This window comes from Streptomyces sp. NPDC057702 (assembly GCF_042799315.1).
Taxonomy (GTDB): domain Bacteria; phylum Actinomycetota; class Actinomycetes; order Streptomycetales; family Streptomycetaceae; genus Streptomyces.
Genome location: NZ_JBHVJC010000032.1, coordinates 72,825 through 97,993 on the forward strand (window position 1 = coordinate 72,825; position 25,169 = coordinate 97,993).

Here is a 25,169-nt window from a genome sequence, read left to right on the forward strand (position 1 = left end):
GACGACGTGGTGTCGTCCCGGGGCCCCGGGGTGCGTGCCGTGCTCGGGTCGGCTACTCGGCCTTGATCGCCGCGAGCATGTTCAGCTTCGCCGCCCGGCGGGCCGGCCACAGCGCGGCCAGCACACCGACCACGGCGGCCAGGGCGAGGAAGATGCCCATCCGGCCCCAGGGCACGACCAGTTCGTAGGTGCCCAGGCTCGGGGCGATCAGTTCGCCGGCGGCCCAGCCGAAGAACACGCCCAGGCTGATGCCCAGGACGCCACCGAAGAGCGAGATGACCAGCGACTCCAGGCGCACCATCCGCTTGATGCCCTTGCGGTCCAGGCCGATCGCCCGCAGCATGCCGATCTCCTGCGACCGTTCGAAGACCGACATCGCCAGGGTGTTGACCACACCCAGCACCGCGACGATCACGGCCATCGCGAGCAGTCCGTAGAGCATGTTGAGCATCAGGTTGATCAGCTTGGCGATGTCGTTGGAGACGTCGTCCATCGTCTGGACCTTGATGGCCGGGTTGTCACCCAGCGCCTTCTCCAGCGACTTCTGGGTGTCCTCGCTGACGCCGTCCTTGGCCTTGAGCATCACCTGGAAGTCGGCGATGTCCTTCACGTGCGGGGTCAGGGCGGCGTTGTCGATCATCACGCCGGAGATGATCACGTTGCCCTCGTAGACACCCGAGACCACCAGGCGGCTCTTCTTGCCGTCCTCGAAGGTCGTGGTGAAGGAGGAGCCGACCTTCCAGCCGCGGTCCTTGGCCAGGTCCTTGTCGACGACGACCTTGTTGCCGCCGAGGCCGGCGAAGGAGCCCTCGACGAAGTCCAGCTTGGTCAGGTTCTCGATGGCCTTGCCGTTGACGCCGGCCAGGTCGGTCTTCTTGCCGTCGATCCGGGAGGGGGAGAGCCGCAGCGGGCTGGACTCCTTGACCTCGGGCAGCTTCTCCAGCTTCTGGCCGACCTCGGGGGCCAGCGGGGTCATGCTGGCCATGCTGACGATGTAGTCGGCGCGCAGCGAGTCGCGGGCCATCTTGTCGATGGCGTTCTGTATGCCGCCGGCGATCACGGTCAGGCCGGTGATCAGGGTCAGGCCGATCATCAGCGCGGAGGCCGTGGCGGCCGTACGGCGCGGGTTGCGCACCGCGTTCTGCCGGGCGAGCTTGCCGGGCATCCCGAAGATCCGCAGCACCGGCGCGGCGGCGGCGATCATCGGCCGGGACAGCAGCGGCGTCAGGACGAACACGCCGACCAGCAGCAGCACGGCGCCCAGACCCATCGGGCCCTTGCCGTCGTCCATGCTGGTCGCGGCCAGCACCAGGGCGACACCCACACCGGAGAACAGCGCACCGATGGTGTTGCGCACCACCAGGCCACGGGTGGACGGCGGGGCGTGCACGCTGCTCATCGCGGCGACCGGCGGGATCTTCGCCGCGCGGCGGCCCGGCAGCCAGGCGGCCAGCACGGTCACCACGATGCCGACGAACAGCGAGGCGCCGACCGTGCTGGGCGTGATCACCAGCGGGCCGTCCGGGACGGTGGCGCCGGTGGAGTTGAGCAGCGAGCGCAGCCCGGCGCCGATGCCGATACCGGCGAGCAGGCCGGTGAGGGCGGCGATGGTGCCGACGACGGTGGCCTCGATGAGCACCGAGCGGGTCACCTGGCGGCGGCTGGCGCCGACCGCGCGCATCAGCGCCAGTTCCTTGGTGCGCTGGGCGACCAGCATGGTGAAGGTATTGGCGATGATGAAGATGCCGACGAACAGGGCGATCCCGGCGAAGGCGAGCATGCCGGTCCGCATGCCGCTCATGCCGTTCTTGATCTCCTCGGCCTGGTCGTCCGCGAGCTTGGTGCCCGTGTCGGCCTCGGCCCGCTTCGGGAGGATCTTCTCGACCTGCGCCTTGAGCGCGTCCTGCGAGGTGCCGGCCTTGGCCTTGAGCTCGATGCCGGTGTACTTGCCGGGGTCCGCGTACAGCTTCTGCGCGGTCGCGGTGTCGAACAGGGCGAGGCTGCCGCCCGCCGCGACGTTGCCGTCGTCGGTGGTGAAGACGCCGACGACCTTCTGCTTGAGCACCGGGCCGTCGACCGAGACGTTGATGCTGTCACCGACGACGTAGTCGGCGCGGTCGGCGGTCTTGGAGTCGAGCGCCACCTCCCGCTCGTTGGCCGGGCCGCGCCCCTCCTTCATCACGTAGCGGGCGTCCTTGCCGTCCTTGCCCGGGAAGTAGTTGGCGCCGGAGGAGGCGAACCCGTCACCGACGAGCTTGCCGTCCTTGTCGGGTATCGCGGCGAAGCCGGTGACGACACCGGTCGCGGACTCGGTGCCCGGCAGCTTGGCCGCCCGGTCCAGCAGGGACTGGTCCAGCTTGGGGGCTTCGCCCGGGTTGTTCTTGTCGTCGGAGTCGTCGGGGCTGATGGCGACGTCGACGTGGTCGAACCCCTTCTCGGAGCTCTTCTGGTACGCGTCGGAGATGGTCGAGGTGAAGACCAGGGTGCCGGCGACGAACGCCACGCCGAGCAGCACGGCGAGCACGGTCATCAGCAGCCTGGCCTTGTGCGCGAGCACGTTGCGCAGGGCGGTACGGAACATGGGTCTGTCAGTCCTGGGGGAGAGGGCCGGTGGTCGGGGTCGCCGGGATCAGCTGGTCCGGCCCTTGGCGTCGAAGCGCTTCATACGGTCGAGCACCGCGTCGGCGGTCGGCTCGTACAGCTCGTCGACGATCTGACCGTCGGCGAGGAAGACCACGCGGTCCGCGTAGCCCGCGGCCACCGGGTCGTGGGTGACCATCACGACGGTCTGGCCCAGCTCGCGCACGGAGTTGCGCAGGAAGCCCAGCACCTCGGCGCCGGAGCGCGAGTCGAGGTTTCCGGTCGGCTCGTCGGCGAACATGATCTCGGGCTTGCCGGCCAGGGCGCGGGCCACGGCCACGCGCTGCTGCTGACCACCGGAGAGCTGGTTCGGCCGGTGCTTGAGGCGACCGGACAGGCCCACCGTCTGTACGACCATGTCCAGCCACTGCTGGTCGGGCTTGCGGCCGGCGATGTCCATGGGGAGCGTGATGTTCTCCAGCGCGTTCAGCGTGGGCAGCAGGTTGAACGCCTGGAAGATGAAGCCGATCTTGTCGCGGCGCAGCTGCGTGAGCTTCTTGTCCTTCAAGGTCGTCAGCTCGACGTCGCCGATGCGGGCCGAGCCGCCCGAGACCGAGTCCAGACCGGCCATGCAGTGCATGAGCGTGGACTTGCCGGAGCCCGAGGGGCCCATGATCGCGGTGAACTCGGCCTGCCGGAAGTCGACGGTGACGCCGCCGAGGGCCACCACCTGGGTCTCGCCGTGTCCGTAGACCTTGCGAAGATCCGTCGCGCGTGCTGCCACCGCGGTGTTCCGGGTGGCGGTGGGGGTGGTGGTCACGGTCGAACTCCTGTCGGTGCGGTGCCTGGGGACTCGACCATCTTCTCTGGTGATACGACAAACGAGATCAGCCCCTGCGCCCGTTCCCAGGGAGACTCACGAGGTACGCGGACGGCGCCGGGTCCTCCTTGGGGAGGAGAGGAACCCTGACGCGCGGAGCCCCGCCGCTGGCAGCCGCCCCGCCCTACCCCGACCTGTGACGGGGGTGACGGGGGTGGCGGGTGGGACTGATCGGGCGCGGGGGACAGGGGTGGCGCTGCGGTCGGTATCCCGGCGCGGGCTCCTGACCGGGGACGCGGGCGGGGCGCGGGCAGGGGTGGGGGTGGGCCGGGGCACGGGCGGGGTGGCGCCGTGGCCGGGTGGCCGTCCGGGCCGGGGCGCTCGGGTGCGGTCGGGTGGTGGGTGGGGGCCGGTTCGGGTCGGGGCTCGGCTCGGGGTGGGGCGCGGGGTTCGCGTCGGGGTGGGGTGCCGGCTTCGCGTCGGGGTGGCGGGCGGCCGGGGTGCGGCGCCGGTGTCGGGGTGCGGTGTCTGTGTCGGGGCGTGGGGTGCGGAGCGGGTGTCGAGGTGCGGTGCGGGTCTCGGTTGGGCCCGGGTCCTGGCGGAGGGCTGAGCGCGTGACGCGTGGCGCGGGGGAGGAGCGGTGCCGGGTGCCGGGGGTGGCGGAAGGTGGAGAGCGCCGGGGGTGGCGGGCCGGGCGGGTGGGGTCGGTGGGCTGTGGCGCCGTGTCCCGTGCCGGGGCTTTCGTCGCTCGGCGGTATCGGCTGGAGCGGGCGCTTCGCGGGGTCCCGGGGCGCCTTCTCGGGCGGTCGGTCGCGGCTCTCGGCGCCGCCTCGCGCGTACGGGAGGTGTACGGCCTGTGGGGGATGGACCGGAAGCGCGTTCGTCACTTTTCTCAACGCTGCGTCGAGTTTTCGTCAATTCGCCCTGCTGGGCGTGACGTGCCGCACCAACAGCCCTGATCGGCCAGGGGCATGTGCCAGTGGCGCGTTCCTCCGGCTGATGCTCCCTCAGTTGCCCATAAAATAAGACAACGGCGATCGACCGTTCAGCCGTTCGTGACGCCTTCCCCGGCTAGGCTCGTGCTGCTCTCCTATGAGGGGACGGCCGTGCACCGTACGCGCGGCAGCGGGAGCGCCCCTGCCCGGATGGTGGAATGCAGACACGGCGAGCTTAAACCTCGCTGGCCTACGGGCCGTGCCGGTTCAAGTCCGGCTCCGGGCACCACTCCGCTCATCCGGTCTGACCAGCGGAAACGTCCCTATTCCGGGCATCCTCCGGTGCGGCGTCGGAGCACGGCGCGAGCGCGAGCGCACTTGGCGTCGGGCGACCTCGGGCCGTCGCGGAGACGGTAGCGGACCGACGTGTCGTAGCGGTAGCGCCCGCTCCCCTTCCCGGTGTCCCGCGCCACGGTCCGCCCCCTCGGTTCGGGGCCGCTCGCGGCCAGTTGGCGCCGATCGCACCTCGGGCGCCTCACTCGTACGCGCGGCACACGCGAGCGAAACCAACCTTCTGCGGATTTGCCTGATTTCTAGAGCTATCCCGAGAATAGGCCGTCTTGGCCCGGCTCTTGCGCCCGCCTCATCGCGCCCGTCGCCCCGCTCGCCTCGCTTCGGGTTCCGAACGCGGCCCGGCGCCGGCCCTGATGGCCCCGGCGCTGGCGGCCACCACCAGCGCGATGGCCGCCCCGTCGGCCGCCGCCAGCCCCTGGCCCAGGACGAGGTATCCGGCGAGGGCGGCGACCGCCGGCGACAGGCTCATCAACACGGAGAAGGCGGCCGGCGCGAGACGGCGTAGCGACAGCAGTTCCAGCGTGTAGGGGAGGACGGAGGAGAGCAGGGCCACCGCGCCGCCCAGGGCCAGCACCGCCGGGTCGAGCAGGACGCCGCCCGCGCCGGCCACGCCCAGCGGCAGGCTGAGCAGCGCGCCGAAGGCCATGGCCAGCGCCAGCCCGTCCACCCGGGGGAAGCGGCTGCCGGCGCGGGCCGACAACAGGATGTACGCCGCCCACAACGCCCCCGCCCCCAGCGCGCAGCCGGCCCCGACCGGGCTCAGGTCGCCCAGCCCGCCGCGCCCCAGCAGCGCCACCCCGCCCAGCGCGAGACCGGCCCACAGCCAGCGGCCGGCCCCGCGAGCCGCGACGACCGACAGCGTCAGCGGGCCCAGGACCTCCAGGGTCACGGCGGTGCCCAGCGGTACGCGGTCGATGGCCTGGTAGATCAGTGTGTTCATACCGGCCACGGCCACGCCGAAGCCCGCGACCACGGCCCAGTCGGCGCGCGCGTAGCCGCGTACGGCCGGCCGGCACACGGCGAGCAGCACCAGGGCCGAGACGGTCAACCGCAGCGAGACCATGCCCAGGGCCCCGACCCGGGGGAACAGCGCGGCGGCGACCGCCGCCCCGAACTGCTGGGAGCAGATGCCACCGGCCACCAGCCCGACCCCGACCCACGCCCCGCCCCGACCGGCCCCGCCGGCCCCACTCCCTCCCGCGGGCGCACCCGACCCGCCAGCCGACCCCGTCGCGACCTCGCCCCCGCCCGCGACGCGTCCCGCTGCGCGCGCTCCGCGCGGAGCGCCGGGGGCGGCGGCCGAGTCACCCGGGTCACCAACCGGGCCGGCCGAGGCGGCGGCTGGGTCACGCACCAGACCGGCCGGACCAACCGAGCGCCCCGAGCCGTCGACCGGGCCACCACCCGGAGCGCCAACCCCGCCACCCGGGCCGCCCGAGGCGTCGGCGGAAGCACCACCCGGAGCACCGCCCAGGCCACCCGAGCCCGGTGCGGCGAGTGGGCCCCGACCGTCGGGGCATGGGCCGGTGAGGGCCCGGCCGCTCGGGCCGGTGGGAGGTGACGCGGGGTGCGCTGGGGTCATGTCCGCCACGCTAGGCAGCCGGGCGGCGGGTAGGGAAATGCCCGTTGGGCGGCGATTATGCTTTTCCGTCATGACCATGGAGCTGCGCCACCTGCGGCACTTCCTCGCCATCGCCGACGAGGCCAACCTCACCCGCGCGGCGGCCCGTCTCCATCTCACCCAGCCCGCCCTCTCCCGGTCCCTGCGCCAGCTCGAACAGCACCTCGGGGTGCGGCTCGCCGACCGCTCCACGCACCACCTGCGCCTCACGGACGCGGGCCGGGCCTTTCGTGTGCGGGCCGCCACCGCGCTGGCCGCCGTCGACGCCGCCCTGGACCCGGGGCGACCGGGCGGCTGGCCGCTACGGCTCGGACACGCCTGGTCCGCGCTCGGCGCGCACACCACGCCGCTGCTGCGCCGCTGGCACCAGACGTATCCGGACACGCCGCTGGAGCTGTCGCGCATCGACGACCGAAGCGCCGGCCTGACCGAGGGGAGGACGGACGCCGCCCTGCTGCGCGGACCGCTGACCGAACCCGGCCTGCACAGCACGCACCTGCTGGACGAGTCCCGGGTCGCCGCGCTGCCCGACGACAGCCCGCTGGCCCGGCGCGCCGAACTGACCCTGGCCGACCTGGCCGACCAGCGCGTCAGCCTCAACACGGTCTCCGGCACTACCCACGGCGAGCTGTGGCCACCCGGTCGCGGACCCCGCGACACCGTCGAGGTCGGCAACACCGACGACTGGCTGGCCGCCATCGCCGCCGGCCGCGCGGTCGGCGTCAGCACCGAGGCCACCGCCGCGCTCCACCCGCACCCGGGCGTCAGCTACCGACCGCTGACCGACGCGCCGCCCGTACCGGTCCTGCTGGCCTGGACCGACCCGCCGAGCCACCCCGCCGTGGCCGACCTCGTGGCCCTCGCCCAACAGGTGACCCGCCAACCCGCCGGGCCGTGACGCGCGTGGGGGACGAGTCGAGGCGTACGCGAGGGGGCGTGACAGCGGTACGGGGCGGGGCAGGCGGCGCGGTGTCGTACGGGACGCGGTGTCGTACGGGGTGCGGCGGGGTCGGGGTCAGGCGCGGGGCGCGGTGGTGTGGGGGGTGGCCGGCGGACGGAGGGGGCGGGCCAGGCGGGTCAGCGCCTGCCGGGAGGCGTCGTCGGCGGTGGTGACCAGGACCAGGGCCTGACCGGGGGAGCGCGGCAGCAGCAGGGTCTGCTGGGTCACGGTGAGCGGGCCCACGACGGGGTGGCGTAGCGCGTACTCGTCGCCCTCGCAGGGGTGCACGCGGTGGTCGGCCCACAGCGCGGCGAACTCCGGGCTGCCGGCCGCCAGTTCCCGCACCAGCGCGGCCAGCGCGGTGTCCCTCGGGTGGTGGCCGGCGGCGTGCCGCAGGGCGCTGACGACGGCGCGGGCCTTGCGCCGCCACTCGACGTACAGGTCGCGCCCGTGGGGGTCGAGGAAGAGCAGCCGGGCCAGGTTCGGCCGGGCGGCCGGGCGGTCGGGGCCGCCGGCGTCGAGGTGCCCGGCCAGCAGCGCGTGCCCGAGGCCGTTCCACGCCAGGACGTCGGTGCGCCGCCCCACGACGAGCGCGGGCACCTCGCCCACCGTGCGCAGCAGCGCGCGCGTCGCCGCCGACACCCGCTCCGGCCCCGCGTCGGCCCCGGCCCCGGGCCGGCACGTCGGCGCGCTCAACCGGTCCAGGTGGGCACGCCCGTGCTCGTCGAGCCCGAGGACGCGGCCGATGGCGTCCAGCACCCGCGGGGACGCGCCGCGCGCCCGGCCCTGTTCCAGGCGGGTGTAGTACGAGACGCCGACCCCGGCGAGCAGCGCCAGCTCCTCCCGCCGCAGCCCCGGCACCCGGCGCCGCCCCGCGTCGGGCAGCCCGACGTCCCGGGGCCGCACCCGGGCCCGTCGCGCGCGCAGGAACTCACCGAGCCGCCCGTCGTCCATGCCCCCAGCCTGGCGCGCCCCGCCCCCGCGAACCAGACCCTGTCAGGGGTGGGCACGGGCGGGGCTGGTTCGCGCGGGGCGGCGGACGGAGTCTGGGCGGGTCCGATCCACCCCACACCCGCCGGAGCAGCCATGCGCGAGATCGTCCTCGGCGACGTCACCATCACCCGGGTCAGCGAGTACTACGGGTCCGTCCGGATGGGGCCACGGGAGTTCTTCCCGGACAGCCCCGAGGCCGCCTGGCGGGCCCACCGACCGTGGCTGACACCCGACTTCCTGGACCCCGACACCGACGTCTGCCGCTCCGCCGTACAGACCTGGGTGCTGCGCAGCGAAGGCCGCGTCATCCTGGTCGACACGGGGGTGGGCAACCACAAGGAGCGGCCGTACTCCCCGGTGTGGAGCCATCTGCGGACCGGGTTCCTGGACGACCTGGCGCGTGCCGGCGTCCGCCCCGAGGACGTGGACCTGGTGATCAACACGCATCTGCACGTCGACCACGTCGGCTGGAACACCGTCCTGGACGCCGGCCAGTGGCGGCCCACCTTCCCTCGGGCGACGTACCTGATGCCGCGTCGCGACTTCGAGTTCTGGGACCCGGCGCGCGGCCACAGCCCCCGGCTCGGGCGGGGCAACCAGAACGTGTTCGAGGACAGCGTGGCGCCGGTACACGCCGCCGGCCAGACCCTGCTGTGGGACACCAACCACACCATCGACCCACATCTGCGCCTGGAGCTGGCCCCCGGCCACACGCCCGGCTCCTCGGTGCTGCGGCTCGACTCCCGGGGCGAGCGTGCCCTCTTCGTCGGGGACCTGCTGCACTCGCCCCTCCAGTTCGTCGAGCCCGACGTCAACAGCTGCTTCTGCGAGGACCCGGCCCAGGCGCGGACCTCCCGGCGCCGGCTCCTGGGCTGGGCCGCCGACCACGGCGCGCTGGTCCTGCCGGCCCACCTCGGTGGGCACGGCGGCGCGCGCGTGACCCGGCGCGGCGCCGGCTTCGCGCTCCGCGAGTGGGCCCCCTTCGCCCGCCTGTGACCCCGACGGACCAGCCCCCCGCACCCCACCCCGTCGGCTCCCACACCGGACCCGGCGCGTCGAAGAAGCGAGGAACCATGACCCGGTACGGCCCGACCCCGACGCCGATCACCGTCGCAATCGCGTCCGGCACCCTGCGCGGGTACGACATCGACGGCGTCCAGCGCTTTCTGGGCGTTCCCTACGCCGCCCCGCCGCTGGGCCCGGCCCGGTTCGCGCCGCCCGCCCCCGTCCGGCCGTGGCCTGGCGTGCGCGAGGCGACCGCGTACGGCCCGACGGCCCCGCAGCCACGCCGGGACGTCTTCGGCTCGCTGGACATGAGCCCCTACTTCGGCCCCGGCTGGGTGCCCGGCTCCGACTACCTGACGCTCAACGTCTGGGCACCCGCCGCGCCGGCGCCGGGCGGCGGGCTGCCGGTGATGGTCTTCGTGCACGGCGGCGGCTTCGTGGCGGGCTCGGCGCGGGCGCCGCTGTACGACGGGACGGGCTTCGCCCGCGGCGGCGTCGTGCTGGTCACCGTCGCCTACCGGCTGGGCCTGGCCGGCTTCCTCGACCTGCCCGGCGCCCCGCCCAACCGGGGGCTGCTGGACGTGGTGGCGGCACTGCGCTGGGTGCGGCGCGACGTGGCGGCCTTCGGGGGCGACCCGGACAACGTCACCCTCTTCGGCCAGTCGGCCGGCGCGACGCTGGTGGCCGCCCTGCTGGCCGCGCCGGCGGCGGCCGGGCTGTTCCGGCGGGCGATCGTGCAGAGCGGCAACGGCCTGGGCGCCCACACCCCCGAACAGGCGGCCCGGGTCACCCGGGCCGCGGCCGACGCGCTCGGCGTCGCCCCCACCGTGGCGGGCTTCGCGACGCTGCCCGACGAGCGCCTGGTGGCGGCCCTGTCCCAGCTCGCCGGCCTCGACCTGCGCACCGCGACCGCGCGCGACCCGCTGCTGGGCCTCGGCCCGCTGAGCCCGGTGCTGGCCGAGCAGCCGGCCGAGACCCTCGCGCGCCGCGCCGCGCGCGCCGACGTGGCCCTGCTGGTCGGCACCACCACCGAGGAGGGCAACCTCTACGTCGCCCCGCGCGGCGAGACGGTCACCGCCGCGCGCGCGGAACTGGCCGCCACCGCCGCGCTGGCCCACGCCGACCCGGCCGCCCACCTCGCGGCGGTCCGGGCCCGCGACCCGGGGGCCGGGCCGGGCGCGCTGCGGGCCGCGATCCTGGGCGAGGCGCTGTTCGCCCGGGGCAGCCGGCGGCTGGCCCAGGCGCACGCCGGGCACGCTCGCGCGGCGACGTACGCCTACACCTTCGGGTGGCGTTCGCCGGCCCTGGCGGGCGCGCTGGGCGCGGCCCACACCGTGGAGCTGCCCTTCGTCTTCGCGCGCACCGACCTGCCGGCGCTGCGCGGGCCGCACGCCCTGCTCGGCCCCGGCGAGCCGCCGCGCGCGCTGGCCGCCCGCGTGCACGGGGCCTGGGTCGCCTTCGCGCGCGGCGGCGACCCGGGCTGGGCCCCGTACACCCCGCGGGGGCGACACGCCGAGCCGTTGGGCCACCGCGGCGATGTCGACGCCGCGTGGTGACGTCGTCGCCCGGGGTTCGCCGCATGGCCCCACGGCGTGTGGGTACCGGCTAAACGGGGGCGAAAAGATCCTCCCCTGGCACTAGGGTGATTCTTTTGCTTACCCATTACCCTTGACTGCAAGGTCGCGCAGGGCGGCCATGGAGGAGTGAGATGAGGAGCAGCAACCCGGTCTTCTCGCGACGGGGCTTCAGCCGCGACAACGCCTACGCGGGCTTCAACACGCCGCCGCAGGCCGGGGGCCCCACGGCGACCCAGGGCAACCCGTACGCCACCGGCGCACAGCCCACCAACCCGTACGCCGCGGGCGCGCAGAACATGACCCCCGAGCAGATGCAGCAGCTCTACGGCGGTCAGGTCGCGCCGCCGCGCGCCGACCGCATGACGATGGACGACGTCGTCATGCGCACGGCCATGACGCTGGGCACCGTCATCGTCGGTGCCATCGTCGCGTGGGCCGTTCTGCCGGTCTCCAGCAAGAGCTACGGCATCGCGATCGGCGCCGCGCTGATCGCGATGGTGCTCGGCCTGGTCCAGGCCTTCAAGAGCAAGCCCGTCCCGGCCCTGATCCTGGGGTACGCGGCGTTCGAGGGCGTCTTCCTCGGCGTGATCAGTGAGATGTTCAACGCTCGCTGGTCCGGCATCCCGATGCAGGCGGTGCTCGGCACGATGGCGGTCTTCGCCGGTGTGCTGATCGCCTACCGGACCCGGCTGATCCGCGTCAACGCGCGCTTCCAGCGCTTCGTGATGGCGGCGGCGATCGGCTTCGTGCTGCTGATGGCGGTCAACCTGCTGTTCGCCGCCTTCGGTGGTGGCGACGGTCTCGGCTTCCGCAGCGGTGGTCTGGGCATCGTCTTCGGCATCGTGGGCGTCGTCCTGGGCGCGGCCTTCCTCGCCATGGACTTCAAGCAGGTCGAGGACGGCGTGGCGTACGGCGCCCCGCGTGAGGAGTCGTGGCTGGCCGCGTTCGGCCTCACGCTGACGCTGGTGTGGATCTACCTGGAGCTGCTGCGGCTGATCGCCCTGTTCCGGGAGTAGTCGCGCGGGCGCGGCCGGCCCCGGCCGCGCCGCGTACCCCGGTGGACGCGCTCGCCCGAGTCGGCGGCCCGCGACCCACCCCGCGTCCCGCGTGACGTGGCAGAGACGAGAGAGCCCCGGAGGCGACTGCCTCCGGGGCTCTCCCGCGTTCCGGGGTGTTGGCCGGCCCCGCCGCGCGGCCGGCGGGCGTCTAACGCAGCTTGCGGGCCGCACGACGCAGGTCGTGCTCGTGGACGATCGCCTTGGCGTGTCCGTAGGCGAGCTGGTGCTTGCCACGCAGCCAGTTGACCTTCTCCTCGAAGCGGAAGAGGGCGGGGCCTTCGTCTACTGTGCGCAGCCAGTCGGCCACGTCACGGCCGGTGCAGTGGGGGATTCGGGAGAGTAGGTTCTGGTGGGTCTCTTCGGAGAAGACATGGGACATCGGCGCCTCCGGCGTTGTCCTGTGCCCTGCCGCCACATGGTGGCCCAGGAGTCCTTCACCTCACCGTGCCTGAGCGTTTGGGCGTTGGCAACAGTCCACGACTGGCGCATATGGTCGCGTCGTGGATGATGTGACCGCCTTCCTGGCCGACGTGGACCGTCTCGCCGACCGACTGCGGGCCCTGCCCCAGTCCCGCCTGGGCCGGGGTCCGGCAGCCGAGGGGCTGGCGCTGGCCCGCGAGTTGGCGCTGCGCGCCCAGCGGCTGGAGGAGCCCGACGCTTCCCCTCGTACGCTGCCCGACGCGGGCGTCTTCGTGGTGGCCGACCAGGTGGCGGTGGCGGGGCACGACCTCGCGCACGCGCTCGGCTGGGTGCCCTCCGACGGTGCCGGAGGCCAGCGGGTACTGCCCGAGGCGGCGCGCGAGGAGGCGGTGCGGGCCGCGGCGCTGGTGGCGGCGGCCCAGGCACGCTGCGGGCTCTAGCGTCGCGCGGGGCGAGGGCGTCGCGCGGGGCCGGGACGTCGCGCGGCGCGCGGCGCGGGGCGTCGACCGTGGGGGACGGGTCAGAGCGAGGCGATGACGCGGTCGGCCAGCACGTAGACGCTGGTGTCGCCGTAGCCGAAGGTCAGGGTGTACGCGCCGGAGACGCCCGAGCCGCCGAGCAGAACGGGCGCGTCGCCCGCGCGCAGGGCCCGCGCGAGCTGGTCGGCGGTCTCGCGGTGGCCGGGGGTCATGCACACGGTGGTGCCGTCGGCGAAGACGTAGACGTCCAGGGTTCCCAGCGGGCCGGGGCGCACGTCGGCCAGCGGGGTGTGGGAGTCGGCGAGTTCGCCCAGCAGCGCCACGGTGCGCTCGTGGCCGACGACGGCGGACTGCTGCGCGGCGTCCTTGGCGGCGTGCGAGGGGTGGGAGGGGTGCCGGCGGCGGGCGGCGGCCAGTTCGGCGGAGTCCGGGACGTCGAGTTCGCCGGCCAGGTCCAGCGCCGGGTCGAAGGCCGCCTCCAGGGCGGCGTCCAGCAGTTCGGCGTCGACCATCGGCTGGGAGCCGGCGAGGTCGGCCTGGCGGGGCACGTACGGGGTGGCGTCGACGGCGGGGTCGTCACCGAAGCCGGCCAGGCCACCGAGCAGCGCGGAACCCTCGCCTCCGGTGATCGCGTCGCGGGCCTCCTGGGCGGCCCAGAACGCGCGGGCCTCGGCCAGTTCGCGCTCCCGCTCCTCCGCCAGCGCGTCGGCGACGGCCGCGCGTATCTCCTCGGCCGGGGTCTGCCGGGCGGCGGGCACCTCGGCGGTGGCCGCCCGGGCACCGGCGGCCGTGGCCAGGGCGACGTCGGCGCGCAGGGCGACGATCTGGCGGCGCAGCCCGCGAGTGGTGTGCAGGGCCGCGACGCCGACGGTCGTGGCGATGCCCGCGGCCAGCAGTACGGCAAGGGACGTAGCGCTCACTGACAGACTCCCGGTTGCTGTTGATCCCCCGAATTCCTACCTCAGCTTGGCGGGTGGCGTCGCCCGGTGTCAGTGCACAACGTCATGGATTGGGTGGGTATAAAGACCCAGACAGTCTGTACCGAACACGCCTGACCTGCACGATCGGTTGCCCTGGGGGCGTAGGTCACATCCTGGGGGAGATTCGGTCACGGCCCGGTGGGTGGGCACCGTCCCGCGCCGGGCGACGCGGGACGGCGCGGGAGGGGCCCAGGGCCCGGGGTGCGGCGCGGGTCCGGGGGTCAGCTCAGCCGCTCGATGACCATGGCCATGCCCTGGCCGCCACCGACGCACATGGTCTCCAGACCGAACTGCTTGTCGTGCCACTGGAGCGAGTTGATCAGGGTGCCGGTGATGCGCGCCCCGGTCATGCCGAAGGGGTGGCCCACGGCGATGGCGCCACCGTTGACGTTGAGCCGGTCCAGGTCCACGCCCAGGTCCCGGTAGGAGGGGATGACCTGCGCGGCGAACGCCTCGTTGATCTCGACCAGGTCGATGTCGCCGATCGTCAGGCCGGCGCGCTTGAGGGCCTGGTGGGATGCCTCGACGGGGCCGTATCCCATGATCTCGGGGGACAGGGCGGAGACGCCGGTGGAGACGATGCGGGCGAGCGGGGTGATGCCCAGCTCCCGGGCCTTGGTGTCGGACATGATCACCAGGGCGGCGGCGCCGTCGTTGAGCGGACAGCAGTTGCCGGCGGTGACCAGCCCGTCGGGGCGAAAGACGGGCTTCAGGCCCTGGACGCCCTCCAGTGTGACGCCCGCGCGCGGCCCGTCGTCCTTGGCCACGACGGTGCCGTCGGGCGTGGTGACGGGCGTGATCTCGCGCTCCCAGAAACCGGCCGCGATGGCCTGCTCGGCCAGGTTCTGCGAGCGCACGCCGAAGGCGTCCATGTCCTCGCGCGTGACGCCCTTGGCGCGGGCGAGGTTCTCGGCGGTCTGACCCATGGCGATGTACGCGTCGGGGACCAGCCCGTCCGCGCGCGGGTCGTGCCACTCGCTGTCGCCGTGCTCGGCGCGGTGCGCGGTGCGCGCCTCGGCCTCGGCGAACAGCGGGTTGTGGGTGCCGGGCATGCCGTCGGAGGTGCCGTTGACCGAGCGCGAGACGGTCTCGACGCCGGCGGAGATGAACACGTCGCCCTCGCCGGCCCTGATGGCGTGCAGGGCCATCCGCGAGGTCTGCAGCGAGGAGGCGCAGTAGCGGGTGAGGGTGCAGCCCGGCAGGTGGTCCATCCCCATCTGGACGGCGACGATCCGGCCCAGGTTGTGGCCCTGCTCGCCACCGGGCAGACCGCAGCCGAGCATCAGGTCGTCGATGTCGCGCGGATCGAGTTCGGGCACCTTGGCGAGCGCCGCCCCGATGATCTCGGCGGTCAGGTCGTCCGGGCGGACGTCCTTGAGCGACCCCTTGAAGGCGCGACCGATGGGGGAACGAGCGGCAGAGACGATCACGGCTTCGGTCATCACGGCTCCAGAGAGGGACGGCGGGACACTGCGTCGGAAGCTACCCGCCCGTAGCCGCGAGGTCACGGGCCGCGCGCTGTGATGCGGGACTCTTTTCTAAGCGCTTGCTCATCTGTGGGGTGGTGGGGGTGGACGCGGTCCGTGAGGCCGGGGGTGCTGGTGGTGTGGGTCCGGGTGGGGGCAGGTGGTCGGGGCCGTGAGTGGGGTGCGGGGGCGGGGCCGTGCTCGCCGCTCCGGCCTCCGCCTGGCTGACGCGGTCCGCGCCCACCGCGAGGTCGCGCCCCCGGGCCTGCCCCCGGGCCCCCGGTGCGTCAGGGGCCGCCCTCCCGCGTGCCTACGTCGCCCCGCCCGCCCGCCGCCGCATCCCTCGCCCGGCCGGCGTTAGCACCGCTCATGACCAGTACAGCTAGCCGCTCAGGGCCGCCGACTCGGGGTCCGCCGGCAGCCGCCGGCGCCGGCGGCGGAAGAGCTGGGCCCACGGGCCCCGGGCCGCCGCCACCTCCGTACCGCCCTCCGCCGCCGCCTTGGCCGCGGCCTGCGCCACGGGCCAGAACCCCTCGCGGCGGGCCGGGTCGGGCCGCTCCTCCTCCGGCCACAGCCCGAGCGCCGCACACAGCGTGGGCAGGATGGCCATCGCGGCGGTCATGTACCCCTCGGCCGACGGGTGGTAGTTGTCGGGCCCGAACAGCTCGCTCGGGTGGGCCGCGAACTCGGGGCCGAGCAGGTCGCCGAGCGAGACCGTACGCCCTCCGTGCTCGACGACCGCGATGGTCTGCGCGGCGGCGAGCTGCCGGCTCAGCCGCCTGGCCACCCAGCGCAGCGGCTGGTAGACGGGCTCGATGGTGCCGAGGTCGGGACAGGTGCCCACGACCACCTCGCAGCCGGCGGCGCGCAGCGCGCCCACCGCGTCGGCGAGCAGCCGTACCGACTTCGCGGGTGGCATCCGGTGGGTGACGTCGTTGGCGCCGATCATGATGACGGCGGTGTCGGGGTACCAGGCGGCCGACCACGCCGGTCCCGTACTGCGCGCCGGGCCGGCCACCGGGCCCCGCGCCCCGCCCGCACCGGCTCCCGCACCGCCCGCCGGGCCGGCTCCGGCCCCGCCCGCACCGCCCGCCGCGTCGCCACCACCGCTCCCCGGGCCGGCCGCCCCGGCCTCCGCCGCGCCGTCACCGTTCCCCGGGCCGCCGCCTGGGCCGCTCCCCGGGCCGGCCTCCGCTGTGACGCCTCCCGCCGCGCGGTCCGTCGTCGCCCCGCCCGCCTCCGGTCCGCGGCCGGTCCCCGGGCCGCCGCCGGCCTCCGCGCCGTGCCCCGCGCCGCCGTGCCCCGCGCCGCCCGTGGTCGCCGTGTCCTTCGCCGTACGGTCCGCCGTGGCGCCCTGGGGGTCGGCGGCGGTGACCAGGGGGGCGGCCGCCGCGTCCGCGTCGCTCAGCGCGGCGGGGGGCACGTCGGTGGGCACGTCCGTGCCCAGCAGCAGCGCGACCTGGCGCGCGAGGTCGTCGGACTGCGCGCCGGGCTGGGCCACCACGCGCAGCTCCACCGGCCGCTCGGCCACGGCGGCCAGGCCCGAGGCCAGCAGCGCGCCGGGAGTCTGGTGCGCGTGGCGTACGCCCTGGCCGGCGGCGGTCGAGTCGCCCAGGAAGGCCAGGCGCAGCGGCGGGGCGGTGGACTCGCGGTCGAAGGCCGTGCCGTAGCGGCCGTCGGCCCGGGGCGGCAGGTCGCCGGAGCCGCCGACCACGCGCTTGGCCAGCCGCACCTCGGTGAGCAGCAGTCCGACGGTCGCGCCTCCCAGCAGCCCGATCCCGCCACCCCCGTACGCCGCGGCGGTCGCGATCCGCCGCGCTACCCGCGCTCTCGACATCGACATGGGCCCGCTCACCTCCGTGCTCTCTCGCGTGCGTCGGTCTCCCCCCGGCCCGCCCGACGGATGCGCGGGGCTGGCCGCGGTCTACTGCTGTGTTGCCCGGTGAGAGGCCGCGCGCAACGCGCCGGTCGGGCGGTTGCGCCGCACGTCGGGGGCCGGTCGGGGCGGGGGCAGCGGAACACGGCCGGCCGGCGCGCGCGGGGCCCGCCGGGGGGCGCGCGGCCGTGCGCGGCGCGGGCCCGGTCACGAGCCGCCCCGGCGCGCTGGCCGAAAGAGGGCTCGTCGAGGTGAGCGGTGGGGCGCGCGGGGGCGGGGGCGACGCCCGTTCGCCGGCGGGTGGTCGCGGTGCGTTATCCACAGGGCAAGGGTCGTCGGGCCGGGGAGCCATAGGCTTGTGGGTGGGCCCGCGCCGGCGGCAGCCCCTTGACCCGCGGAGATCCCGCTGAACCTGGAGTAGGGCGTGCAGTTTCACGAATCGATGATCGACCTGGTGGGCAACACCCCGCTGGTGAAGCTCAACAGTGTGGCCGAGGGGATTCAGGCCACCGTCCTGGCGAAGGTGGAGTACTTCAACCCGGGCGGCTCGGTGAAGGACCGGATCGCCGTGCGGATGATCGAGGCGGCCGAGGAGTCCGGCGCGCTGCGGCCCGGTGGCACGATCGTGGAGCCGACCTCGGGCAACACCGGCGTGGGCCTGGCGATGGTCGCCCAGCGCAAGGGGTACAAGTGCGTCTTCGTCTGCCCGGACAAGGTCTCCACGGACAAGATCAACGTGCTGCGGGCGTACGGGGCCGAGGTCGTGGTGTGCCCGACCGCCGTCGACCCCGAGCACCCCGACTCGTACTACAACGTCTCCGACCGGCTGGTGCGCGAGATCCCCGGCGCCTGGAAGCCCGACCAGTACAGCAACCCGGACAACCCGCGCTCGCACTACGAGTCCACCGGCCCGGAGCTGTGGGAGCAGACCGACGGCCGGATCACGCACTTCGTCGCGGGCGTCGGCACCGGCGGCACGATCAGCGGCACCGGCCGGTACCTGAAGGACGTCAGCGAGGGCCGGGTCAAGGTGATCGGCGCCGACCCGGAGGGCTCGGTGTACTCGGGCGGCTCGGGGCGGCCGTATCTGATCGAGGGCGTCGGCGAGGACTTCTGGCCCAGCGCGTACGACCGGACCGTCGCGGACGAGATCGTCCCGGTCTCGGACAAGGACGCCTTCCAGATGACGCGCCGCCTCGCCAAGGAGGAGGGGCTGCTGGTCGGCGGCTCCTGCGGGATGGCGGTCGTGGCCGCGCTGCGGGTCGCCGAGCGGCTGGGCCCCGACGACGTGGTGGTCGTGCTGCTGCCCGACAGCGGCCGGGGCTACCTCTCGAAGATCTTCAACGACGAGTGGATGGCGGACTACGGCTTCCTGGAGGAGGCCGGCCCCGCCGTGCGGGTGGGCGACGTGCTCAGCGGCAAGGAGGGCGGGCTGCCCTCGCTGGTGCACATGCACCCGGAGGAGACCGTCGGCGAGGCGATCGAGGTGCTGCGCGAGTACGGCGTCTCGCAGATGCCCATCGTCAAGCCCGGCGCGGGCCACCCCGACGTGATGGCCGCCGAGGTCATCGGCTCGGTCGTGGAGCGGGAGCTGCTGGACGCGCTGTTCGCGCAGCGCGCGGCGTTGACCGATCCGCTGGAGAAGCACATGAGCCCGCCGTTGCCCCACGTGGGTTCGGGCGAGCCGGTCTCGGACCTGATGGCCGTGCTCGGCGCGGCGGACGCCGCCGTGGTGCTGGTGGAGGGCAAGCCGACGGGTGTGGTCAGCCGTCAGGACCTGCTGGCCTACCTGGCCCAGGGCACGGCCAAGTAGCCGCTGGTCAGAGCCGGGGCGCGCGGCGCGGACGGCGGCGCCGGGGGCCCGCGCCAGGTGGGGGCGTCGGCGGGGGCGTGCCGTCGCGTAAGCGGTACGTATGCGTCACGCGCCAGCAGCACGCATTTAACACGCGTCCGGCACATTGGTGGACGTCGGCAGGACGACACCGACACCCGATGAACGGCGACACGGACCTCCGGAGCGGCTCCCGGACCTCCCTGGTCGCCCGGACGCGGCGAGCCCGGCCGTTGCCCGGCCCGCGTCCCCCGCGGGGACCGTCGTCGTCCCGCCCTCGGCGTACGCGCCGGGGTGCGGCGGTCCCCGCCTATGCCACCGCGTGGCCCGCGACCCACCCGGTCGCGGGCCACGCGCGCGTCGGTCCTCCCCGCGCGCGACCCGGGCGGGCGAACACCCCCACGCCAGACCGTCGCGGCGGAACCGGCCGCTGCCCCGCGCGCGGCGTCGCCTCGGGCGACGGGGGCCGGTGGGGTGGGCGCGCGCCGGGGGCGACCGGCCTCCTTCACGTCAGGACGGGGTGGGCCGGTCCGTGGCGTGGGCCGTGCCGGCGCCCGGGGCACCCTCCGCCGGCGGGGCCGGGACGGACGGCTCCGGGGGCGGCGGGGCCGGGGTGGGGCGGCGGGTTCGGGTGGTGTCCCAGACGGCCAGCACGACGATCACGCAGCCGGCCGTCTGCCAGCCGCTGAGCCGCTCGTCCAGCAGCGCCATGCCGAGCAGCACCGTCAGGACCGGCTGGCCCAGCAGGATGGAGCCACCGACCCGGGCCGGCAGCCGGGGCAGCGCCGCGCCGATCAGCAGCCAGCCCAGGAACTGTCCGGTCACCGCGAGCGTGGCCAGCCAGCCGAGGGCGGGCAGACCTGGTGTGAGGTCGAGGTCCCGGCGCAGGAGGCCGACCACCAGCGGCAGGGCCCCAGCCGCGACGGTGGCCAGCGTGGCCGGCACGAAGCGGTGGCGTGGGCCGGTCGGTGTGCCGCGCCCGCGCAGCAGGAACAGGTAGCCCGCGTACGCCACGCCCGCGCCCAGGCCGGCGAGCACGCCGCGGACCGGATCGCCGGGCGCCCCCTGGGTCTCGACGACGCCACCGGCCAGCGCCACGCCGGCCAGCATCACCGGCACGGTGAGCGCGAAGCGGCGCGAGAGGCGCTCCCGGAAGAGCAGCAGGGCCAGCAGCGGCACGATGACGACCTGGACGTTGACGACCACGGTGGCGATGCCCGCGCCCAGTTCGGGGATGGACGCGCCCCACAGGACCAGGTCGGCGCCGAGGAACAGGCCGGCCGCCAGGTCGACGCCGGTGTGCCGGGCGGGTCGGGGGCCGAGCCGGCGGCGTTCGCGCAGCGCCAGCGGCAGCAGCAGCGGGAGCGCCAGCGCGCACCGGAAGAACGCGGCGGTGGTCGGCGAGGTCTCCGCGAGCCGGACCAGGATCGCCGACACCGAGATACAGCCGGCCCCCGCCACCGCGAGCAGCCGGGGGTCCCGCAGCAGTCGGCGCGCGTGAGGGCCGGGCGGGCGGGCCCGGCCGGGCTCGGCGCCCGCGACAGCGGGACGGTCGGGGGCGCCCGTGACGAGCGGGGCGGAGACGTCGGGGGTGGTCACGTCGGGGGTGGTCGCCGCCCGCGTGCCGGGCTTGGCGCGGGCCGTACGCGGGGGTGTTGTCGGGCCGGTCGGTGAGGGGGGCGCCACGGATCGCGCGGTGGGTTCGTTCGGCGTCACGATCACCAGCATGAGCGCGGGCGACTGTCGGGTCTAGCTCAACTTTTTCCGCGGTAATCGGTAGCGGCACTACTGTGTCGGCTGTGTTCAGCCTCGACCGGCTCCGGGCCCTGCACCTGGTCGCCACCCACGGGACGGTGGCGGCGGCAGCCGCCGTAGCGCACGTGACGCCCTCCGGCGTCAGCCAGCAGCTGGCCAAGCTCGAACGCGAGGCCGGTCACCAGCTCCTGGAGGCCGACGGCCGGGGGGTGCGACTGACACCGGCCGGGGAGGTGCTGGCCGGGCACGCCGCGCGCATCCTGGGCGACGTGGCCGCCGCCCGCGCCGAACTGGACGCGCTCGGCTCGACCGTCGCGGGCCCGCTGCGCGTGGGCTCCTTCTCCACCGCGATCATGACGTTCCTGCCGCGTGCCCTGGTCGCGTTGGACGAGCGGCACCCGCGCGTGCGGACCACGGTGCTGGCCGGCGAGGCCGAGGAGACGCTGGCCGGTGTGCGCAAGGGCGAACTCGACCTCGCGGTCGTGGAGAGCTGGGAGGAGCTGCCGACGGTGCTGCCGGCCGGCCTGGCCTCGGTCGAGCTGCTCTCCGACGTCGCGGACGTCGCCCTGTCCGTACGTCATCCGCTGGCCGAACGCGGCGTGGTCGAGCTGGACCAGCTCGCCGACACGCCCTGGGCGTCGTGGACCGGCGACGGCGTCTGCCACCAGTTCCTCGTCCAGACGCTGCGTCAGCGGGGATTCGAGCCACGGATCAGTTGCCACGTCGCCGGCTACCCCGCCCAGCTCGCCCTGGTGGCGGCCGGACTGGTGGCCGCGCTCGTGCCGCGCCTGGGGCGCGGCCCGTTGCCCCCCGGGGTCCGCGCGCTCGCCACCCGCCCGGTGCTGCGCCGCAAGGTCCTGGTCGCCCACCGGAGCGGCGAGGCCGTGCGGCCGGTGGTGGTCGCCGGCGTCACCGCGCTGCGGGAGGCCGTGGCCCAGCCGTGAGCCCCCCGCCGCGGGCGGCGTCGGGCAGGCGGCGTACGTGCCTCGGCGGTGCGGGGCGGCGCGCTCGCCGCCGCGTGGCGGGGGGCGCGACCGGGCGGCGGGATGTTCCCACCGCCCGCGGAGCCGCTAGTCCCAGTCGCTGACGGACTTCTTGCGATCCCGGCGCAGGAACGCGAAGCCGCCGAGGGCGTGTACCGCGTTCACGCCGAAGATGCCGGCCCACGCGACGAGCAGGCCGGGCAGGCCCTCGTTGACCACGGCGATCGCCGACAGCGGGATGGCGAGCACCAGCGAGACCGCGACGAAGCCGAACCGCTCGCCGACACCGATGCCGGCGGCGGGATCGGTGCCCGACCCCGCGGGGGAGCGCACGCCGCGCGCGGCGGACATCTGCTGTTCGGCCAACTGTCGGCGCACATGCCGGTCGGCGGTGTCGTTGAAGCGCTGCTCGACCTTCTCCAGGAAGGAGTCGACCAGCTCAGACTCGTACTCAGGACCGAGCTCCTTGCGGGTCTGCAAGGTGGCGTCGAGTTCCTTCTTCAGCTCTGGGTCGCGGGCGTCCATGGTGCTTACGCTACGGGCATCGGTCAGCGGTGTAAGTAGGGTCAGCCCCCCTATCGACCCGGGGGGACAGCACCCTGCCCGGCGCCGGCCGGCCGCGCCCGCCCGCGTCCGGGGCCGTGGGCGGGGCGCGCGGGGCCCGGTGGGCGGGTGGTCCGCGCACGCGAGGGACGCGGGGCTGGGTAACGTCACCTCCGGCGTCGTACGAGACGCACGGGCGCGGCGATCTCCCGGGCAGCCGGCGCGGGGGCGCGACACGGTCGTGGCACAGGTCGCGGTGCGGCCTCAAAGGAGAGGAATCGCTGGTGAGCAAGGCTCTGTTGGCGGCCCTGGCGGGCGCGGTCGATGACCGGCCCGACGCGTTGACCATCGCCGGGCGCTCCTGTTCGTGGGAGCGACTCCTGGGGGCCGCGAGCGCGGTGGCGGCGCGGGTCGCGGGCGCGCCGGTGGTCGCCGTGCGGGCCGAGGCCACGCTGGAGACCGTGGTGGCCGTGGTGGGCGGCCTGCTGGCGGGGGTGCCCGTGGTGCCGCTGCCACCGGACGCCGGGCCCGCCGAACGCGACCACATCCTGCGCGACTCGGGCGCCGCCCTGCTGCTCGTCGGGCCCGGCGGCGCGGGCGACGACGCCGCCGGCGCGGCCCCGGGCGCGGGCGGGCCGGCCGTCGAGGTGGTGCCCGTGGACGTGAGCGCGCGCGGCACGTGGGCCAAGCCGGAACCGGACGAGGCCGCCACCGCGCTCGTCCTCTACACCTCGGGCACCACCGGCGCCCCCAAGGGCGCGCTGATCTCCCGACGCGCGGTCGCCGCCGGCCTGGACGGACTCGCCGACGCCTGGGCCTGGACCCCGCAGGACACCCTCGCGCACGGCCTGCCGCTGTTCCACGTGCACGGCCTGGTCCTCGGCGTGCTGGGCGCGCTGCGTGTGGGCAGCCGCCTGGTGCACACCGGCCGGCCCAGGCCGCAGGCGTACGCGGAGGCCGGCGGCACGCTCTACTTCGGCGTGCCCACCGTGTGGCACCGCGTCGTGGGCGACCCGGCCGCCGCCCGCGCGCTGCGCGGCGCCCGTCTGCTGGTCTCCGGTAGCGCGCCCCTGCCCACGCCGGTCTTCCGGGGGCTTGCGGAGCTGACCGGGCACCGGCCGGTGGAGCGGTACGGCATGACCGAGACCCTGATCACCGTGGCCACGCGCGCCGACGGCGAGCGCCGCCCCGGCCACGTCGGCGTGCCGCTGCCGGGCGTACGCACCCGCGTCGTGACCGAACCGGGCGCCGAGATCGGCGAGTTGGAGGTGACCGGGCCGACCCTGTTCGACGGCTACCTGAACCGGCCGCAGGCCACGGCCGCCTCGTACACCGCCGACGGCTGGTTCCGCACCGGCGACATCGCCGCCATCGCGCCGGACGGCACGCACCGCATCGTGGGCCGCGCGTCGACGGACCTGATCAAGTCCGGGGGGTACCGGATCGGCGCCGGCGAGGTGGAGAACGCCCTCCTGGACCACCCGGCCGTGCGCGAGGCGGCCGTCGTCGGCGCGCCGCACGAGGACCTCGGACAGGAGGTCGTGGCGTACGTGGTGGCCGACGGGGTGGGCGAGCGGGAGCTGATCGACTTCGTCGCGGGCCACCTCTCCGCCCACAAGCGCCCGCGCCGGGTGCGCTTCCTGGACGCGCTGCCCCGCAACGCGATGGGCAAGCCGCAGAAGCGACTGCTGCCACCGGCGTAGGGCCACACCCCGACACGCCCCGCCCACCTGGCGGAGCCCGGCACCACCGGGCGCGGAGGCCGGCGCGACGTACGGCACCACGGGGGCGGGGCCTCGGTGCGCCGGGGAGCCCGGCCCCCCGCCGGCTAGTCGGGTTCGTTCTCGTCGAGCAGGCGCCAGGCGGCCAGCGCGAGTCTGGCCCGCATCAGGCCGGTGGGCTCGGTGAGGTCGAACCCCAGGGCCCTGCCGAGCTGGTCGAGTCGGCGGGCCACGCTGCTGTGGTGCAGGTGCAGCAGGTCGGCGGCCCGGCGGAGCGAGCCGGTGGCGCAGTAGGTCTCCAGGGTCTCCAGATCGCCCGTTCCGTCGGCGAGGCGGGCCAGCGCGGCCACGTCGGCGTTGTCGCGCACGGCCGCCGGCGGCGCCTCGGCGAGCAGGGCGAGCGCCCCCAGCTCGCGGTAGCGGACCAGGGGGGTGCCGGCGGTGGCGAAGCGGAGCGCGGTGCGGGCCTGCCGCCAGGCGGGCGCCGGGCTGTCGGCGGCCCCGACGCCCGCGCGCACCCCCGTCGGGACCCGCTCCGGGGCCGCGCCGCTGGCCAGGACGACCCCCACGTCGGCCAGTGGCGCCGCCTTCACCCGCTGGGCCGGGCACAGCAGGCCCGCGACCCGGTCGAGCGGGAGCCGGGTGCGTACGGCCAGGACGTGGACGGGCGCGTCGGCGGCGAAGCCCAGCAGCCGCAGGGCCCGCGCCCGGCCCGCCTCGTCGCTCTCGGCGCTGATCACCAGCTCCACCAGGGCGGGGTCGGCCATCGTGGTGCGGGCCGGGCCGTACCGCTCGACGACCGCGGCGGCGGCGATGGCCAGCCGGTCGAGCAGGACCTCGTCCAGCGGGTTCGGCGGGCCGGGGCGCTCCAGCCACACCGCGCCGATCTCCTCCTCGTCCAGCACGATCCGCTCCGTGCTGGAGGCCGGCGCCGGCGGGGCGGGCGCCGGCTGGCCGTCGGGCCCGAACCGCAGCACCCGCCCCGTGTCGTGCAGCCGCGCCCCGACCACGCACTCGGCCAGGCCCGCCGAGGCGCGCGCGAGCGCCGGCAGGTCCACGCGGCGGCGCATCAGCGTGTCGTAGAACATGACGACCCGGATCGCGCCCTCGACGTGCGTGTCCAGTCGCGACAGCCGTACGGCCAGTGCCTCCATGGCCGCAGGATAGGCGCCGATCGGCGCGCGATCGCCCCCTGGCGTCCGACGGTTGGCGGATGACCGGGCGGGGCGGGC

The 25,169-nt window shown here is 75.2% G+C and carries 19 protein-coding genes and 1 tRNA gene; 9 read left to right on the top strand and 11 right to left on the bottom strand.

The window, feature by feature from the left end; genetic code table 11:
- Window positions 1-52 precede the first annotated feature (52 nt).
- Both ACFVFR_RS23995 and ACFVFR_RS24000 read right to left on the bottom strand, forming a co-directional pair.
- Window positions 53-2,581, bottom strand: coding sequence for an ABC transporter permease (locus tag ACFVFR_RS23995; protein ID WP_383705031.1), 2,529 nt, complete (start codon window positions 2,579-2,581; stop codon window positions 53-55).
- 48 nt (window positions 2,582-2,629) lie between these two features.
- A complete protein-coding gene (locus ACFVFR_RS24000) occupies window positions 2,630-3,400 on the bottom strand; it encodes an ABC transporter ATP-binding protein (protein WP_383705033.1) in 771 nt (256 codons plus the stop codon).
- Between the two features lie 1,139 nt (window positions 3,401-4,539).
- On the opposite strand from ACFVFR_RS24000, the gene ACFVFR_RS24005 reads away from it, so the two are divergent.
- A tRNA-Leu gene (locus ACFVFR_RS24005) sits at window positions 4,540-4,624 on the top strand.
- A gap of 354 nt (window positions 4,625-4,978) precedes the next feature.
- On the opposite strand, the gene ACFVFR_RS24010 is transcribed toward ACFVFR_RS24005, so the two are convergent.
- Entirely contained in the window at window positions 4,979-6,043 is a 1,065-nt protein-coding gene (locus tag ACFVFR_RS24010; RefSeq protein ID WP_383705035.1) for a DMT family transporter, read from the bottom strand.
- A gap of 298 nt (window positions 6,044-6,341) precedes the next feature.
- Between ACFVFR_RS24010 and ACFVFR_RS24015 the strand changes: the two genes are divergently transcribed.
- Entirely contained in the window at window positions 6,342-7,208 is an 867-nt protein-coding gene (locus tag ACFVFR_RS24015; RefSeq protein WP_383705037.1) for a LysR family transcriptional regulator, read from the top strand.
- Between the two features lie 117 nt (window positions 7,209-7,325).
- Here the strand turns inward: ACFVFR_RS24015 and ACFVFR_RS24020 are convergent, their stop codons facing one another.
- A complete protein-coding gene (locus ACFVFR_RS24020; RefSeq protein ID WP_383705039.1) occupies window positions 7,326-8,204 on the bottom strand; it encodes a helix-turn-helix domain-containing protein in 879 nt (292 codons plus the stop codon).
- 132 nt (window positions 8,205-8,336) lie between these two features.
- On the opposite strand from ACFVFR_RS24020, the gene ACFVFR_RS24025 reads away from it, so the two are divergent.
- From ACFVFR_RS24025 to ACFVFR_RS24035, 3 genes are all read left to right on the top strand, one after another.
- Window positions 8,337-9,239 carry an MBL fold metallo-hydrolase gene (locus ACFVFR_RS24025; protein WP_383705041.1) on the top strand — a complete coding sequence of 301 codons (903 nt, stop codon included), beginning with the start codon at window positions 8,337-8,339 and terminating at the stop codon, window positions 9,237-9,239.
- 77 nt (window positions 9,240-9,316) lie between these two features.
- Window positions 9,317-10,804 (top strand): carboxylesterase/lipase family protein, encoded by a 1,488-nt coding sequence (locus ACFVFR_RS24030; RefSeq protein ID WP_383705043.1) that lies wholly within the window; start codon window positions 9,317-9,319, stop codon window positions 10,802-10,804.
- 152 nt (window positions 10,805-10,956) lie between these two features.
- Window positions 10,957-11,841: a Bax inhibitor-1/YccA family protein gene (locus ACFVFR_RS24035; RefSeq protein WP_383705045.1), complete on the top strand. Its 885-nt coding sequence runs from the start codon at window positions 10,957-10,959 to the stop codon at window positions 11,839-11,841.
- Window positions 11,842-12,031: 190 nt separating this feature from the next.
- Here ACFVFR_RS24035 and ACFVFR_RS24040 read toward each other — a convergent pair whose 3' ends face one another.
- Window positions 12,032-12,262: a DUF4287 domain-containing protein gene (locus tag ACFVFR_RS24040; RefSeq protein ID WP_383705047.1), complete on the bottom strand. Its 231-nt coding sequence runs from the start codon at window positions 12,260-12,262 to the stop codon at window positions 12,032-12,034.
- 121 nt (window positions 12,263-12,383) lie between these two features.
- On the opposite strand from ACFVFR_RS24040, the gene ACFVFR_RS24045 reads away from it, so the two are divergent.
- Window positions 12,384-12,743: a hypothetical protein gene (locus tag ACFVFR_RS24045; protein WP_383705049.1), complete on the top strand. Its 360-nt coding sequence runs from the start codon at window positions 12,384-12,386 to the stop codon at window positions 12,741-12,743.
- 80 nt (window positions 12,744-12,823) lie between these two features.
- On the opposite strand, the gene ACFVFR_RS24050 is transcribed toward ACFVFR_RS24045, so the two are convergent.
- From ACFVFR_RS24050 to ACFVFR_RS24060, 3 genes are all read right to left on the bottom strand, one after another.
- Window positions 12,824-13,702, bottom strand: a complete 879-nt coding sequence (locus ACFVFR_RS24050) for a hypothetical protein (RefSeq protein ID WP_383705051.1) — start codon at window positions 13,700-13,702, stop codon at window positions 12,824-12,826.
- A 281-nt stretch (window positions 13,703-13,983) separates the two neighbouring features.
- Window positions 13,984-15,204, bottom strand: coding sequence for an acetyl-CoA C-acetyltransferase (locus tag ACFVFR_RS24055; protein WP_383705053.1), 1,221 nt, complete (start codon window positions 15,202-15,204; stop codon window positions 13,984-13,986).
- Window positions 15,205-15,610: 406 nt separating this feature from the next.
- Window positions 15,611-16,606 (bottom strand): SGNH/GDSL hydrolase family protein, encoded by a 996-nt coding sequence (locus ACFVFR_RS24060; RefSeq protein WP_383705103.1) that lies wholly within the window; start codon window positions 16,604-16,606, stop codon window positions 15,611-15,613.
- Between the two features lie 922 nt (window positions 16,607-17,528).
- Between ACFVFR_RS24060 and ACFVFR_RS24065 the strand changes: the two genes are divergently transcribed.
- A complete protein-coding gene (locus tag ACFVFR_RS24065) occupies window positions 17,529-18,917 on the top strand; it encodes a cystathionine beta-synthase (protein ID WP_383705055.1) in 1,389 nt (462 codons plus the stop codon).
- A 528-nt stretch (window positions 18,918-19,445) separates the two neighbouring features.
- Here ACFVFR_RS24065 and ACFVFR_RS24070 read toward each other — a convergent pair.
- Window positions 19,446-20,534, bottom strand: coding sequence for a DMT family transporter (locus ACFVFR_RS24070; RefSeq protein WP_383705057.1), 1,089 nt, complete (start codon window positions 20,532-20,534; stop codon window positions 19,446-19,448).
- A 200-nt stretch (window positions 20,535-20,734) separates the two neighbouring features.
- On the opposite strand from ACFVFR_RS24070, the gene ACFVFR_RS24075 reads away from it, so the two are divergent.
- A complete protein-coding gene (locus ACFVFR_RS24075) occupies window positions 20,735-21,634 on the top strand; it encodes a LysR family transcriptional regulator (protein ID WP_383705060.1) in 900 nt (299 codons plus the stop codon).
- Window positions 21,635-21,760: 126 nt separating this feature from the next.
- Here ACFVFR_RS24075 and ACFVFR_RS24080 read toward each other — a convergent pair whose 3' ends face one another.
- A complete protein-coding gene (locus ACFVFR_RS24080; protein WP_383705062.1) occupies window positions 21,761-22,198 on the bottom strand; it encodes a hypothetical protein in 438 nt (145 codons plus the stop codon).
- 302 nt (window positions 22,199-22,500) lie between these two features.
- On the opposite strand from ACFVFR_RS24080, the gene ACFVFR_RS24085 reads away from it, so the two are divergent.
- Complete coding sequence (locus ACFVFR_RS24085; RefSeq protein WP_383705064.1) at window positions 22,501-23,919, top strand: acyl-CoA synthetase; 1,419 nt, start codon at window positions 22,501-22,503, stop codon at window positions 23,917-23,919.
- 125 nt (window positions 23,920-24,044) lie between these two features.
- Here ACFVFR_RS24085 and ACFVFR_RS24090 read toward each other — a convergent pair whose 3' ends face one another.
- Entirely contained in the window at window positions 24,045-25,091 is a 1,047-nt protein-coding gene (locus ACFVFR_RS24090; protein ID WP_383705066.1) for a helix-turn-helix domain-containing protein, read from the bottom strand.
- Between the last annotated feature and the right edge of the window lie 78 nt (window positions 25,092-25,169).

Excerpts from the sequence above, each read along its gene's own strand:
- ACFVFR_RS23995 (WP_383705031.1), bottom strand. The coding sequence starts at position 2,581 with ATGTTCCGTACCGCCCTGCGCAACGTGCTCGCGCACAAGGCCAGGCTG.
- ACFVFR_RS24015 (WP_383705037.1), top strand. The coding sequence starts at position 6,342 with ATGACCATGGAGCTGCGCCACCTGCGGCACTTCCTCGCCATCGCCGAC.
- ACFVFR_RS24020 (WP_383705039.1), bottom strand. The coding sequence starts at position 8,204 with ATGGACGACGGGCGGCTCGGTGAGTTCCTGCGCGCGCGACGGGCCCGG.
- ACFVFR_RS24025 (WP_383705041.1), top strand. The coding sequence starts at position 8,337 with ATGCGCGAGATCGTCCTCGGCGACGTCACCATCACCCGGGTCAGCGAG.
- ACFVFR_RS24030 (WP_383705043.1), top strand. The coding sequence starts at position 9,317 with ATGACCCGGTACGGCCCGACCCCGACGCCGATCACCGTCGCAATCGCG.
- ACFVFR_RS24035 (WP_383705045.1), top strand. The coding sequence starts at position 10,957 with ATGAGGAGCAGCAACCCGGTCTTCTCGCGACGGGGCTTCAGCCGCGAC.
- ACFVFR_RS24040 (WP_383705047.1), bottom strand. The coding sequence starts at position 12,262 with ATGTCCCATGTCTTCTCCGAAGAGACCCACCAGAACCTACTCTCCCGA.
- ACFVFR_RS24055 (WP_383705053.1), bottom strand. The coding sequence starts at position 15,204 with ATGACCGAAGCCGTGATCGTCTCTGCCGCTCGTTCCCCCATCGGTCGC.
- ACFVFR_RS24080 (WP_383705062.1), bottom strand. The coding sequence starts at position 22,198 with ATGGACGCCCGCGACCCAGAGCTGAAGAAGGAACTCGACGCCACCTTG.
- ACFVFR_RS24090 (WP_383705066.1), bottom strand. The coding sequence starts at position 25,091 with ATGGAGGCACTGGCCGTACGGCTGTCGCGACTGGACACGCACGTCGAG.